Consider the following 14737-nt stretch of genomic DNA (forward strand, 5'->3'; position numbering starts at 1 on the left):
AGTTTTAGGCAGGTAATATAAGAGGGATTTCTAGAACCTCATATGGCAAAGGGGCGTAGGGAAACGGTGAGACTCCTGTGGGAAGTGCGTGGTAGATGAGACCCCGCAGAGCGTTAGCTCGAGGAGGCTCATCACTCGCCCGCGGAAAGCGAACCTTTTCCCGGAGCCCCTAAATCCACACAAACATCTCGAAATCAAGTCTTCCACAATCCTGCCATTATCTTCAATAAAAATAGTAAGCGTGATGATAAATAATGAAATATATACATATAAATATTTCAAAAAGTTATTGACTTCTTTTTTTATTGAGGTACACTAAAAATGAAATAAATGATGTATTTCATTACAAAACTTTTATTGGAGATGATGAAATGACTATCTTCGCAAACCGAGTCAATAAAACGTATCAGAGCGGAGAAGTAAAAGTTGAGGCACTACGCCAGGCTTCATTAGAGGTACCAGATAAGAAAATCGTGACGATTCTCGGACCTTCAGGGTCAGGGAAATCAACATTATTAAATGTTATTGGAGGAATTGACCGTTACGATTCAGGATCAATCCAAGTAGGAGACACGGTCCTCGATCAACTGAAGGATCGCCAGCTCACGGATTACCGCCGGAAGTTCGTTGGCTTCATTTTTCAACAGTACAATTTAATACCGACACTGACCGTTGAAGAAAATGTGGAGGTCGGACGGGAATTGAGTCAGAAACCGCTTGATATGAAGGATATTTTAGAAAAGGTAGGGATGTGGGATAAGAAAGATAAATTCCCTTCTCAACTGAGCGGGGGTGAACAACAGCGTGTCGCAATCGCGAGAGCACTGATTAAGAACCCGCAGATTTTACTCTGTGATGAACCGACAGGAGCCCTGGATGAAGAAACGGGAAAAAATATTTTGAAGTTGTTGAAGTTCGTTAATGAGCAGTATGGAACGACAGTTTTGATCATCACTCATAACCAGGGGATTGGCGAGATGGCTCATTCGGTTATCCGAATGAAAAGCGGTGAAATTGTGGATGCCTATGAAAATGAAAATCCTGTCCCTCCAGAGAAGGTGACCTGGTCATGATTCTAAAGAAATCTGTGTACCGCACTTTAAAGGAAAAGAAATTCCAATATGCCGGGGTGGCTGTTCTTCTTTTACTAGCAGTTATGCTTTATGTGTCCTTATCCATGGCCATCACGACTCTGGAATCGAGAAATGAAACATTTACGGAAGACTATAGACAGGAAAGCTTTCATTTTGTAGCTGGAGGGGATGTGACCGATGAACAGCTTTCTTTATGGGAAGAAGAGTACAATGTCGTTTTAGAAAAACGGAATTATGCAGATTTTGAGATCGATGATTCGACATTACGTACATTCACGACTACTGACACAGTTAACATTCCTTACATCGCTGAAGGGAAAGCACCGTCGAACGATCAAGACCTGGCTATTTCCAAAGTGTTTGCTGAGAAACATCAATATCAGCTGGGTGATGTCATAACATTGGGTGATCGTAAGTTTGAAATTACAGGATTCGTTTACTTGCCTGATTACATTTATATGGTCGAACAAATGACGGATTTGTTAGCGGATGCTGAGAAATTCGGAGTCGCCGTCGTTTCCGGTTCCGATTTTTCAGAGGTGAATGGACAGACACAGATCTTAGGATGGACAGATGATGGAGCTGTGCCCGAGGGGTTTAGGGAAGCGGTAAGTGCAGAAACGGCTCTTTTGCAATTTGTTCATTCAGAAGATAATCCACGCATTGGGTTTGTGGAAACAGAAATCCAAGGCGCTAAGAGCATGACGACAACATTGCCATTGTTCATTCTTGCTCTCTCTATTGCCATGGTGCTGATGCTCATGAAGCGTCGGATGGAAATGCAGAGAAAAGAAATCGGCACGCTTATGGCCCTTGGGTATCGTAAGAAAGAATTGGTCCGTCATTATTTAGGTTATGCCTGGGTGATCGGATTAGCGGGCACAGTCGGTGGTTTAGCTGCAGGTGCTGGCCTGTCTGTACCGCTTTCGAACTTGTATGCGAACTATTTTAACTTACCTTCTCTATCCAGGTTTGACTGGAATCCTTTCGTTCTTGTAATAGGATTTGTCCTTCCTATATTGCTTTTGATCTTACTCACGACCTTCGTTATTAATCGGACATTGCGTACAGAACCGCTGACGCTTCTTAGACCGAAGGAGATGTCCAGTGGGAAAAAATCCTGGCTGGAAAAACTTCCGCTTTTGCAAAAAGGAGGTTTTATCCGCAGGTTCCGGTTGAGGTTACTGGTGAGAAATAAAGCGAGAAGTTTGTATATCTTTATTGGAGTGATGTTTTCAACCGTTTTATTATTGTTCGGGTTCATTACTTTTAATAGCATGGACCAGCTTGTAGAAACGACGTATAAGGATATTTTGAAATACGACTATGCGGTCCATTATCAATCATTAATGACGGAAGAAACGGATGAAGAACAGAGTCCTTTTACAATGAACGAACTTGGTGTCGTTGATGAAGATGTGAAAATTACGGCATATGGAATGGAAAAAGAGAATCGATATATTCAGTTGAGTACTGATGGGGAAAGTCTAGAATCGCAAATATCTGAAGGAGCGATTATTAGTGCTCCTTTAGCTGCTGTACTTGGTGTGGGGGAAGGAGATGACATCAACCTCGAGAACTCATTGAACTCGGAGACGATGAGGGTGGAAGTCGCTGCCGTTGCTGACCTTTATATTGGGAATAACTTGTATCTTCCGCGTGTTGAATTGAATGATTTTCTAGGTTTTCCCGATGAAGGATATACAGGAACATGGCAGAAACAATCTCCACGAAACAGCGGAAATATTTATATGGTAGAAGATAAGCAGAAGGCTATAGACAGTTTTGAATCGACAACAGGAGCAACGAGAGCGTCTGTTGCCGGCATGGCTGTATTTGCTGTATTGATTGGTGTAATTGTTCTTACTTTGCTCACCAATTTAATCGTTGAAGAAAACTCACCTTCTATATCGTTGTTTAAAGTGATGGGCTATCATGACAGAGAAGTATCCAAACTTGTTTTAAGTGTGTACACTCCTATCGTTTTGATTGCCTACTTTGTGTCCATACCTCTGGCGAGTTTGAGTTTGGAGCAAACGATGAATACATTAGTTCAAGAGACTGGTTTTCTTATGCCGACAGATGTAGCATGGTGGATGGTCCTGACAGGATTCATTGTAATCATGCTTACGTATTGGCTCTCTCTTGGATTATCGAAACGAAAGTTGAAAGATGTATCTTTACAGGAAGCATTGAAAAAGCAACAGGACTAGAGAAAAAGGACAGCGGCCCGGCCGCTGTCCTTTTTCGCGCGCAAGAAGCCAGGAACGCGCGCAAGAATGCAAAAATGCACATAGAAAAAGCGAGCGTAATGCTCGCTTTTTTTCTAACCAAAGAATTTCTTTAGCACCGCAAGACCAAGTTGGGATCCTGGATAGCGGAAGTTTTGATCGAAACGGGTGGTTTGTTTTGTAATGCTTTTCTCGTGCGTAAAGGTTTCAAAGCTCCGTCTGCCATGATAACTGCCCATGCCGCTCTCACCAACGCCTCCGAATGGGAGGTGTGGATTGATAATATGGTAAAGGGTGTCGTTGATGCATCCACCGCCGAATGAGATCGAGTTGAGGATGCGCTGCTGTTCGATTTCGTTTTCCCCAAAGTAATAGAGGGCAAGTGGCTTAGGACGGCTGTTGATCTTCTCGATCGCTTCATCAAGGTCATGGTAAGTCAGGACAGGAAGCACAGGTCCGAAGATCTCATCTTTCATAACCTGATCCTCCCAGGACACCTGGTCGAGAATGGTAGGTGCGATTTTGTGTTTAGATTCATCCAAAGAACCGCCGACCACGACCGTTCCGGAATCAAGGTAAGAAGATACGCGTTCGAAGTGCGTTTGGTTCACGATTTTGGTGTATTCTTCATTGTTCAAAGGATTTTCTCCGTAAAACTGCTGGATGTACTTTTTCATGGCACGGATTAAGTCCGCTTTCACCTCATGGTGTACGTAAAGGTAATCAGGTGCAATACATGTTTGACCTGCATTGGTGAATTTACCCCATACAATCCGTTTCGCAGAAAGGTCGATGTTCGCATCTTTGTGAACAATCGTCGGGCTCTTTCCTCCAAGTTCCAATGTGACCGGGATGAGCTGTTTACTCGCTTTCTCCATAATGATTTTACCGACGGGGACGCTCCCTGTGAAGAAGATATAGTCTAGCGGTTGTTCAAGCAGCTCCTGGGTCACCTCTTTATCGCCTTCGATTACGGCAATATAGTGGGGAGGAAAGTACTGTTCAATCATTTTTTTCAACACCCATGAAACGGTTGGTGTTAGTTCGGATGGTTTGATGATGACCGTATTTCCTGCTGCAATCGCGCCGATTACCGGAGCAAGGGCTAGCTGGACAGGATAGTTCCAAGGGGCAATGACCAATACCGTGCCATAGGGTTCTTTTCGAATGAAGTTTTTTGAGCCTGTATGGGTAAGTGGGGTCTTCACTTTAGTCGGCTGCATCCATGTTTTCAACTGTTTCACATGATGATCGATCTCACTTTTTAAAAAGGCGATTTCAGATGCGTACGCTTCATATTCCGATTTGTTCATATCGAATTTTAATGCATTGAGAATCGGTTTCTCAAAGGTCGTCAGCATCTTCTTCATTTTTAACAGCTGTTCTTTTCGGAAAGCATAGCTTTTCGTATGTCCTTCCTGGAACCATGTTTTTTGTTGCTTGACCGTTGCGTGCATACAGCTCCTCCTTCGTTAAGTACGTTTTATGGGATGTTGATAAAAATCGTGTGCAATCGTGGTGTTTGGGAACAAATTCTGTGCTTCTTCCAGGAGCTCCTCCACGGAATCTCCCTGGTATCTGGAAGAGACGTGATTCAAAATCAGTTCCCCAACATTTGCGTTCTTTGCAAGGGTAGCGGCTTGTTTGACGGTGGAATGAAAATAATCATAAGCCATTTTTTCCTCATTTCCAGCGAATGTGGCTTCGTGGACGAGAACGTCGCTGTCTCTTAAGACTTCTTCAAGATGCGGCAGGTAGCGTGTGTCTCCCAATATGGCGACTTTACGTCCCTTTTTGGGCGGCCCGATGACATCTTTGCGTGTGATGATTCTTCCATCTTCCAGGACTGTCCGTGGTTGATTCTTGATTTTATGATAAACAGGTCCTGGTTTGATCCCAAGCGCCTTCAGCTTTTCCGGCTGAAGTTCACCAAGCTGATCTTTTTCTTTAAGGATATATCCATAGCTTTCAAGTCCATGTTCAAGTTTGACGGCTTCAACGACAAACTGTTCGTCTTCGAAGAGTTCTCCTTCTTCCACTTCTTCAATGTAAAGGGGATAGCGAAGGTGCGTTCCGCTCAATTCGAGACTGATATCAATGTAATCTTTTAACCCGCGCGGCCCGTAAACGGTTACAGGTGTTTCACCACCTTGGAATGAACGGCTGCTCAATAATCCGGGCAGTCCGTAAATGTGATCCCCGTGAAGGTGAGTAATAAAAATTACTTCAATTCGTCGCGGTCGTATGTTTGTATTCAATATTTGCTGTTGTGTGCCTTCTCCACAGTCAAAAACCCAAGTCGTTCCTCGCTCTTCAAGAAGGCGGAGGACAAGGGAGGAGACATTTCTTTCTTTTGATGGGACACCAGATCCTGTACCTAAAAAAAATAGTTCCATTGCCAACACTCTCCTACACTTATCATGATACCACCAGAAGGGGGAGAACACACTTGAAAAGCCATAAAAAAACTGCCGGATGTTTTTCCGGCAGTTCACAATTGTTCACCAAGCACGATTGTATTGTCTGGGTCCTTCTAAGGAGTAGCCAAGTTCATCTGCTGCTTCTTTTGGCCAATAAGGATTTTTTAGGAGCGCGCGGGCAAGGAAAATCAAGTCGGCCCGTTCATTTTGCAAAATTTCTTCTGCCTGGTTGCCGCTTGTAATCAGACCAACGGCACCCGTGTCGATGTCGGCTCCCTTTTTAATTTGTTCAGCATACGTGACCTGGTATCCGGGGTAGGGATCAATTGCTGCAGGCACGACACCACCTGAGCTTACGTCGATGAGGTCCACACCCTGAGACTTCATCTCACGGGCAAAATAGATAAAGTCGTCCATCGTGTTTCCATCTTCATGATATTCTTCTCCAGAGACTCTGACAAACAAAGGCCCCTCCCATTCTTGTTTAACGCCTTCAATCACTTCACGCAGGAAACGGTACCGGTTTTCACGGGTGCCTCCATATTCATCGTTCCGCTTGTTCGTAAGAGGGGAGACGAATTGATTGATTAAATACCCGTGTGCTCCGTGAAGTTCAATTACATCAAAGCCCGCTTTTTCAGACCGGCGAGCTCCCTCGCGGAAAGCTTCCACTGTACGTTTAATGTCTTCTTTTGTCATTTCTGTCGGGACCTTCATGGATGAACTGAAAGCTTCAGCACTAGGGGCGAAAATTTCATCCCTTAAGTTGGCCTTTCTTCCGGCGTGAGCCAGTTGAATCCCCGCTTTAGCTCCGTGACGGTGAATGCCTTCATTGATTTTTTGTAAACCTTCGATATGTTCGTCGCTCCAGATTCCAAGGTCTTCATGGGAAATACGGCCTTCAGGTAAAACGGCAGTGGCTTCTGTAATGATCAATCCAACTTGTCCGGCCGCACGACTTTCGTAATGGGCAAGGTGAAAAGGCTGAGCGTAACCGTCCTGGTTGTCTGACGAATACATACACATGGGAGACATGACAATCCGGTTTTTTAACGTGACGTTCTTTACTGTATAGGGTTCAAATAATTTATGTTTCAATGATGGTCCTCCTCCGAGTTACGGAAAAATTGTTTCAATTCTTTGATCGAATACCGGTTCCCACGCCATTCAATTCCCCCACGAATCCATGTCAGGATGAGTGCTCTTGCAAGCATGAAAACAAACAGGATGGCAAAGATCGGCAGGCCGAATACCATCCACCATGGATAGTTTGTGAATGAACGGGTGGTTAAACCATATAAACAAAATAACAAAAGGATGTTGATTGCGCTAATGATTTGAACGGGGGGACTCCCGATAAAGACGAAAATAAAGGGAAGTACCTGGGAAAACAGGACACCGAAAAGGGCAAACAAGGAGAGGGCAATAGAATAATTCAATCCAGCAAATGCATTCTTTTCGAAACCCTTCAGTGCAGATTTGAAATCAGGATACCACTCGACTGAGAGAAGGTGCTTGGCTGTTACAAGCTTTTGTCTGAAGCCAGCTGCCTTGATCTTCTGTCCGATGGCAAGGTCATCATCGGGTCGGAAACGCACCACCTCATGGGTCCCGATTTTTTGATAACATGATTGGGTCATCATTTGGAAAGCTCCGATCCCCATCCCACCTTTAGGTTTCTTCTGGTTCGCCGTCCATGGTCGTTTTAAATAACCGAAACCGAACAAAAAGTAGGAAATCAAGCCGCGTAACGCAAAAGAGCGGGCTTTTAGATCCGGTGCTGCTGTGAGGTGATCCAGTTCTTCTGCTTTCATGAATGTTATTGCTCTAGCGAGGGTCTGTTCTTCAAATTGAATGTCTGCGTCTGTAAAAAGTAAATAAGCGCCAGTGGCAAGCTCGGCGCCTTTTTTTAGAGCATGATTTTTCCCTAGCCATCCTTCCGGCAGGTGGCGGATATGAACGGCTTGGACATCAGGGTACAACGCAGATGCTTCATCGATGAGCGCACCTGTTCGATCAGTGGAGCGGTCGTTCACAGCTATGACTTCGAACATGACCCCTTCCTGTTTTGTCAGTGTATGAATCGTCTCGTGAATTGAATCTTCCTCGTCTTTAGCCGCAATAATTACAGAAATAAGCTCACGCGTTTGAGAAGGATGGGTCTGTTCGAGTTTTGGAATTTTTCTCATTCCTATAAGGAAGTCCATCAGCAGAATCACCCATACAAAAAGGAGCCCAGCAAACACCCAGAACATATTAACGGTTTCTCCGTTTTCGATAAAAGTCACGGTATTCGATAGCCTGATGAGGGACATCTGTGAAAATTCCATTGACACCCAGGCTGTAGCACTTCTTCATCATGGAAGGACGGTTGACCGTATAGATGCGGAGTTCGAGATTTTCTTTATGGCAGCGTTTGACGAGCCTCTTATCCAGAAGACGGTGTTTTACATGGAGTGCGTCACACCCCTCGGACTTGGCATACTGAGGGAGGTTACGCATCTTGGTCGATGTCAGGAATGCGGTCTGAACCGATGGGTTGATTTCTTTCATGCGTGTGAGGGAATCAACATTGAAGCTGGAAATAACGGTCCGCTCAAGAACGTGATAACGTTTTAGGGCTTCATAGACAATCCGTTCAATGTTTTTATAGGCAATGACGTTCGTTTTCAGTTCGATATTTAAGAACATAGGCTGGTCACGAAACCAGCGAAGAAACTCGTCCAGTGTTACAATATAAATGTCAGAAAATTTAGGAGAAAACCAGCTTCCTGCATCAAGCAGGCGCAGCTGAGCATATGTATAGTCTTGTACGAACCCTGTTCCGTTGGTAGTACGTCTCAGGTTCTCATCATGGATGAGGACGGGGATTTGGTCTTTGGTAAGCTGCACATCGGTCTCGATGCCGTCAGCTCCGGCTGCACGCGCCAGCTCAAACGCGGGCATCGTATTTTCCGGAGCCAGCTTACTTGCTCCTCTATGAGCGTAGATAAGGGTTTTCATCGTGACGTTCACCTCTTCCAAGTAGCTTATGAGTTTGATTGTGTTTGATAATTCAGGAAAAGTCAATAAGGAGTGAGACCCCATGACCGTTTGGCAGACGAAAGAGCAGTTGACGGATCTACTATGTTCCCTTGTAGAGTACCCTAGTATAACGAACAGCAATGAGGAAATCGCAATCATCGAATACTTATATTATATTTTAGAAGATCGCGATTATTATAAAAAACGGCCCAGCCACCTCAACTTGCACCCGCTGGACGATGGGCGTCAATTACTGACAGCCTTAGTGAAAAAAGACGAATCCAAGGAAACGCTCGTCTTGATTTCCCATGTGGATGTCGTGGGAATCGAAGATTATGGATCCTATCAGAACCTTGCTTTTTATCCCCGTGAGCTCACCCAGGAGCTACATAAGAATATCGAAGATCTGCCGAAAGAAGCTGCCCGTGATCTGGAGTCAGGGAATTGGTTGTTCGGACGTGGAACGATGGATATGAAAGCAGGACTTACCGTACATTTATCCCTTTTGGAAAAAGCGATGGCCGGTGAGTTTGACGGGAACCTGCTTCTCGTCGCTGTTCCGGACGAAGAAGTGAATTCGGAGGGAATGCTGGCTGCTCTTCCTGCTCTTGCAGACATTCGTGATAAAGAGGGACTTGTCTATAAAGCCGCTTTGAACGGCGAACCGATGTTCAGCAAATACCCTGGCGATCCTGCTTATTATTTGTACACGGGTTCTATCGGAAAGACGCTGCCGGGCTTTTTGTGCTATGGAAAAGAAACACATGCTGGTGAGCCCTTTGGAGGTTTGAACGCCAACCTGATGGTCAGTTACCTGGCACAGGAAATGGAACTGAATGAAGCTTTTATTGAAAAGGTCGGCGGAGAGCGGACCCCGCCTCCACTCAGTCTGATGCAGCGCGATTTGAAATTTGAGTATTCGGTTCAGACACCTCAGGCAGCGGTCGCGATGTACAATGTCCTGTATATGAAGCAGTCCATTGCTGAATTGAATGAAAAGCTTCTGCAGGCAGCCCAGCGAGCGAAGGCGAAAATCATCAATCATTACCATCATCAGGCTTCCTTTTATTTGGAAGGTACCCAGACATCTGCTTTCCATCCGGATATCACGATTCTGACCTATGATCAGTTATACAAGGAAGCGGTCGCACGTTACGGAAAAATGGAAGTGGACCGCCGTCAAAACCGGTTAGTCAATTTGAGAGACCAGGGTGATCGGGATTTCTCAACAACACTGGTCCAGAGTCTGGCATCCTTATGTAAAGATATCAGTCCGATGATCGTCCTTTTTTACAGCCCACCCTTTTATCCAGCTGTGTCCTCGAATGATGATCCTTTCATTCTGCATGGGGCCAAGGTTGCCATCGATTATGCGAAGGAAAAGTTTGACGAAGATCTTGAAGTGGTGGAGTATTTTACAGGGTTGAGCGATTTGAGTTTTATCGGTCCGACATCTTCCACCTCTTCCCTGTCAGATTTGACAAAGCAGATGCCGATTCACGGAAATGGGTTTGAATGGCCGTCAGAAGTGATGGAATCGATCACAATGCCGATCATCAACATCGGACCATTAGGAAGAGATCCGCATCAATGGACGGAGCGACTGGAATTATCATACAGCTTTGAAAAACTGCCGCAGATTTTGACACAGGTTATTCATGAGTTCTTTAAGAAAGAGCGGGAATGAAAGGATATTAGAACTATTTTTTTGGAAAGTCGGTGGTAGAGTGGGGGTTATTTTTGTGACAGGGTTATCTGGTGTTGGTAAAACCAGTGCCCTGCAAAGGCTGCATCATGAAGGGTACTACGTGGTGGATACTGATAATCAAATCATGGTTTCACAAAAAAATCGCTTCAGGAGAAGGGGAGGAAATCGTATGGGATGGAGAAAAAATCTCCCATCTCATCGAAAGAAAAAGGCACACTCATTTAATCCTTTCCGGGTGTTATTCAAATCAAGGGAAGTTCTATAAATCTTTTGATTATGTCATTCTTCTTGAAGCTCCTTTAAATGTCATGCTTGATCGTGTGAATAAAAGAAAGACAAATCCTTACGGAAAGCATCCAGAGGAGAGAAAGGCAATCATAGAAAGTTTTACTCATGTGCTGCCAAAACTGAGAGCGGGGGCAGATGTGGTGATTGATACTTCAAAGGTGGGCATTTCTGAAACGGCCGATCGTCTGAAAAGTTTAATGATCCTGGCACATCAGGTCAGGATTTAGATAACAAAAGGGTCCGGAAATCATTTCCGGACCCTTTTGTTTATGATGGATTAACCATTGTATTCGAATCCTGCTCCAGGACCGATTGGTGCACCGGTCAACATCCAAATCAACAGCATCAGTGTCCATATGGCAAAGAATGCAATGGAATAAGGAAGCATGGTAGAAATCAATGTACCAATACCGACCTTCTTATCATACTTCTGTGCGAACGCAATGACGATTGCGAAATACGGCATCAATGGTGAAATGATGTTCGTTGTTGAGTCGGCGATCCGATAAGCGAGTGTCGTAAGCTCCGGAGAGTAACCGAGCTGCATCATCAACGGTACGAATACCGGCGCCATAATCGCCCATTTTGCTGACGAGCTTCCGATAAACAGGTTGATGAAACCAGCTACGAACATGAAAGCAATGATGAGACCGATGCCTGTGAAACCAATGGAATCCAAGAACTCGGCACCGCTGACAGCAATGACTTTTCCGAGATTCGTATGGTTGAAGTAGGCAACGAATTGACCTGCCGTGAAGGCGAGGACAATGTAGATTCCCATGCTCGCCATCGTTTCAGACATTTGATTGGCTACGTCCTTATCATTCTTGATTTCCTCTGTAATCTTCCCGTAAACATAACCAGGAACGAAGAACATGATCAGAATGACAGGCACTAAGCTATGGAAAAATGGAGATGCTAAGAAATCATCAGGGTTACGCAATGGCCCCCAGGATGGTACGACGAGCAGAGAAAGCAGCCCAATGGTCACGATAAACGCGATCAGAGCACCGATCATCCCTTTTTTCTCAAGTGGAGAAAGGTAATTGACTTCTTCTTTCACGCCACCTTTGTATTCTCCTAAACGCGGTTCAACAATCTTGTCTGTCACTAGTGTACCTACAATCGTGAGGACGAAAACAGATGCAATCATGAAGTAATAGTTCATCGTATAAAGGATGGTATCCGCATAGGCAGGATCAATGGTTGCTGCTGCCTGAATCGTCAAATCACCAAGCAATGGGTCCAACGACGTAAGGAGCAAGTTGGCACTGAAACCAGCCGAAACCCCGGCAAATGCTGCGGCAAGACCCGCAAGTGGGTGACGGCCAAGACCAGCAAATAAAACGGCTCCGAGTGGTGTCAAAACAACGTAACCCGCATCAGCAGCCATACTGGACATGATACCACCGAACACGAGCGCTGCTGTCATCAATGAACGTGGTACGGATGTAACGAGTCCACGAAGCATCGCACTAATCAGCCCTGAGCGTTCAGCTATTCCGATACCAAGCATTGTCACAAGAACGGTACCGAGAGGCGCGAAGCCTACGAAGTTTTCTACCATGCTTTCAAACATGTATTGAATACCGTCACTGGAAAGCAAGTTGACGACTTGTAACGTTTCGCCGGTCGCTGGGTCTTCGACTTCCACGTTCATCGTGGAGAAGATCCAGGAAGCGACGACAACCATGAGTGCAAATATTGCGAACAATGTGACAGGGTGAGGCAATTTATTCCCGACGCGCTCAATCCAGTCGAGTATGCGCATTGTCAACCCTTTCTTTTCTTGTTGTTCCATGATCTTCCTCCTTATTGACCTTTACATTTCTTTAAAATTTACAATGACGCGTTAAAGTATAATGGGAAGTAATTTTTATTTGAAGTCTTTTGGAAAAAGTCCCACTAGAAAAAGAATTATGAATAATGAGACGTCTGTAATCTTTGTCATATTGGAGGAAAAGATCTGGCAATCATGCTACAATGTAGAGAAGTGAATGATCATTCAGTATGGAGGAAGTGTTATGAAGACATTGAAGGATACCATTACCCAGTTCACATTGCCGACCCCGTATGCGGTGGGGGATGTTCATGTTTATCTAGTAAAAGGTGACCGGCTCTCCCTTATCGATGCAGGTGTGAAGACGGAGGAGTGCTGGAAAGCCTTAGTTGATCAGTTAAAGGAAGTGGGCTACCAGCCGGAAGATATTGAACAAGTGATTTTGACTCACCATCACCCGGATCATATGGGGCTTGTTGAACGTTTACCGAACGTGAATACTATCGCCGGCCACACGAAATTGAAGCCTTGGCTTGAGCGTGACGAATCCTACTTCTCTCATTATGAGGAATTTTTCAAAGGTATGTACAAGGAATCTGGAGTGCCTGAGCGCTTTCTTCCATTGTTAAAAGGATTGAGGAAAACGTTGAAGTGGACGTCAGAAGGAAAGCTTACGCATGAGTTGATCGAAGGCGACCGGCTGCCAGGTCATGAAGAATGGGTGACGATTGAAACGCCCGGCCATGCCCAAAGCCATTTGTCCTTTTACAGAGAAGGTGATGGGGCTTTGATCGGTGGGGATCACCTGCTGTCCCATATTTCTTCGAACCCTTTACTTGAGCCGCCTCACAACAAAGGAGAGGAGCGCCCAAGACCTTTGCTTGATTATCGCCATTCTATGGAAAAGTTGTTGCAGTGGGAAATCAGTACAGTTTATCCAGGGCACGGGAAAATTTTCAATCATGCTCACGAGCTGATTCCCGAACGTTTGAAAAAGCAGGAACAGCGGGCGGAGAAGGTGCTTCTGATGTTTAGCGAGGGCCCATTACGTGCATATGACGTATGCAAGCGTCTCTTTCCGAAACACATCGAGAATCAATTCGGTTTGACGATGTCTGAAACAATCGGACAACTGGACTACTTAGAGAGCGTAGGAAAGCTTAAGATTTCTTACGTAGACGGAGAGAAATTCTATCAAGCAAATAGGTGATTTGGATGAATGAACGAGTAAAAGGAAAGAAAGTATTGATCACGGGAGCCTCAAGCGGAATTGGCGAATTTCTCGCGATACACGTCGCGCAGGAAGGCGGCACGCCGATTCTTGTGGCACGGACCGCCCACAAATTGGAAATCATCGCCGAGAAGATTGAAGAGGCCTTTGGTGTCAAATGTCCATGGTACCCTGCGGATTTATCGAATGATGCAGAATGGAAAGATACGATTGACCGGATTTGCTATGAACATGGATCCATTGATGGGCTGATCAACAATGCGGGAATCGCCGTGTTCGATCATGTAGCAGAGTCGAATTGGCAGGATATTGAGCGTATGCTCTCGGTTAATGTGAAGTCCTTGTTCCGTGCCACGCATCAGCTGCTCCCTCATTTGGTCCAGCATGGAGAGGGACACATCATCAACATAGCATCACAGGCAGGCAAAATTGCCACACCTAAATCAGCGGTCTATGCAGCGACTAAACATGCAGTCTTAGGGTTTACGAATGCTTTAAGGATGGAAGTTGAGCCATTAGGTATCTATGTTACTTCCGTTAATCTAGGACCTGTGAGGACCAATTTCTTTCAACAAGCGGACCCGAGCGGAAAGTATGAGAAGTCGGTCGATAAGATTATGCTTGATCCGAACCGTGTAGCAAGGACTGTCGTCCACCATTTATTCACGAAACAGCGGGAAATCAATATGCCTTCCTGGATGGATTCGGGAAGCAAAGTCTACTCCCTCGCACCAGTCGCGATGGAAAAACTCATGCAAAAACAGTTCAACAAAAAATAACGGCCCCCCCAACCAAAAAACCTCTTCCCATTAAGGGAAGAGGTTTTTTGGTTGGGTGAGGTGGGAAAATCTGTATGACCTGGTACCGCCAATATATGTAAGACCTGGTCAGACAGGAAATGGTAGAAGGAATTGCCACTTGCAAAAGCGAACGTATATTCGCATAATGAGGATATACTAGG

13 protein-coding genes are annotated in these 14737 nt (G+C 45.1%); 7 read left to right on the forward strand and 6 right to left on the reverse strand.

Annotated elements, in window-relative coordinates:
- Positions 1-371: 371 nt before the first annotated feature.
- Entirely contained in the window at positions 372-1073 is a 702-nt protein-coding gene (locus tag VKA52_RS16205; RefSeq protein WP_160915619.1) for an ABC transporter ATP-binding protein, read from the forward strand.
- On the forward strand, positions 1070-3307 hold the full coding sequence (locus tag VKA52_RS16210; RefSeq protein WP_326316434.1) for an ABC transporter permease: 2238 nt from the start codon (positions 1070-1072) through the stop codon (positions 3305-3307). The genes VKA52_RS16205 and VKA52_RS16210 overlap by 4 nt, the downstream gene beginning before the upstream one ends.
- Positions 3308-3420: 113 nt before the next feature.
- Here the strand turns inward: VKA52_RS16210 and VKA52_RS16215 are convergent, their stop codons facing one another.
- The 5 genes from VKA52_RS16215 to VKA52_RS16235 all read right to left on the reverse strand — a co-directional run bounded on the left by VKA52_RS16215 (position 3421) and on the right by VKA52_RS16235 (position 8748).
- Complete coding sequence (locus tag VKA52_RS16215) at positions 3421-4782, reverse strand: aldehyde dehydrogenase (protein ID WP_326316435.1); 1362 nt, start codon at positions 4780-4782, stop codon at positions 3421-3423.
- 15 nt (positions 4783-4797) lie between these two features.
- Complete coding sequence (gene rnz / locus VKA52_RS16220) at positions 4798-5721, reverse strand: ribonuclease Z (RefSeq protein ID WP_326316436.1); 924 nt, start codon at positions 5719-5721, stop codon at positions 4798-4800.
- A 105-nt stretch (positions 5722-5826) separates the two neighbouring features.
- Positions 5827-6843: an NADPH dehydrogenase NamA gene (gene namA, locus VKA52_RS16225; protein WP_326316437.1), complete on the reverse strand. Its 1017-nt coding sequence runs from the start codon at positions 6841-6843 to the stop codon at positions 5827-5829.
- Positions 6840-8000, reverse strand: a complete 1161-nt coding sequence (locus tag VKA52_RS16230; RefSeq protein WP_326316438.1) for a glycosyltransferase — start codon at positions 7998-8000, stop codon at positions 6840-6842. Before VKA52_RS16230 ends, namA begins: the two co-directional genes overlap by 4 nt.
- A gap of 1 nt (position 8001) precedes the next feature.
- Positions 8002-8748, reverse strand: coding sequence for a glycerophosphodiester phosphodiesterase (locus VKA52_RS16235; protein ID WP_160915630.1), 747 nt, complete (start codon positions 8746-8748; stop codon positions 8002-8004).
- A gap of 82 nt (positions 8749-8830) precedes the next feature.
- Here VKA52_RS16235 and VKA52_RS16240 point away from each other — a divergent pair, with 82 nt between their 5' ends.
- From VKA52_RS16240 to VKA52_RS20805, 3 genes are read left to right on the forward strand one after another with little or no spacing between them, the layout of a single operon-like run.
- Complete coding sequence (locus VKA52_RS16240) at positions 8831-10456, forward strand: M20/M25/M40 family metallo-hydrolase (RefSeq protein ID WP_160915632.1); 1626 nt, start codon at positions 8831-8833, stop codon at positions 10454-10456.
- On the forward strand, positions 10428-10742 hold the full coding sequence (locus tag VKA52_RS20800; RefSeq protein ID WP_442788855.1) for an RNase adapter RapZ: 315 nt from the start codon (positions 10428-10430) through the stop codon (positions 10740-10742). The genes VKA52_RS16240 and VKA52_RS20800 overlap by 29 nt, the downstream gene beginning before the upstream one ends.
- Positions 10743-10797: 55 nt before the next feature.
- The gene (locus VKA52_RS20805; RefSeq protein ID WP_442788856.1) at positions 10798-10992 is read left to right on the forward strand and encodes a hypothetical protein; all 195 of its coding nucleotides are present in this window, start codon (positions 10798-10800) and stop codon (positions 10990-10992) included.
- A gap of 50 nt (positions 10993-11042) precedes the next feature.
- Here VKA52_RS20805 and VKA52_RS16250 read toward each other — a convergent pair whose 3' ends face one another.
- Complete coding sequence (locus tag VKA52_RS16250; RefSeq protein WP_160915636.1) at positions 11043-12566, reverse strand: AbgT family transporter; 1524 nt, start codon at positions 12564-12566, stop codon at positions 11043-11045.
- A 223-nt stretch (positions 12567-12789) separates the two neighbouring features.
- Between VKA52_RS16250 and VKA52_RS16255 the strand changes: the two genes are divergently transcribed.
- On the forward strand, positions 12790-13755 hold the full coding sequence (locus VKA52_RS16255; RefSeq protein ID WP_326316440.1) for an MBL fold metallo-hydrolase: 966 nt from the start codon (positions 12790-12792) through the stop codon (positions 13753-13755).
- 5 nt (positions 13756-13760) lie between these two features.
- Positions 13761-14555, forward strand: a complete 795-nt coding sequence (locus VKA52_RS16260) for an SDR family NAD(P)-dependent oxidoreductase (RefSeq protein WP_326316441.1) — start codon at positions 13761-13763, stop codon at positions 14553-14555.
- Positions 14556-14737 lie beyond the last annotated feature (182 nt).

This window comes from Halobacillus sp. HZG1 (assembly GCF_035818575.1).
Classification (GTDB): Bacteria; Bacillota; Bacilli; order Bacillales; family Halobacillaceae; genus Halobacillus; species Halobacillus litoralis.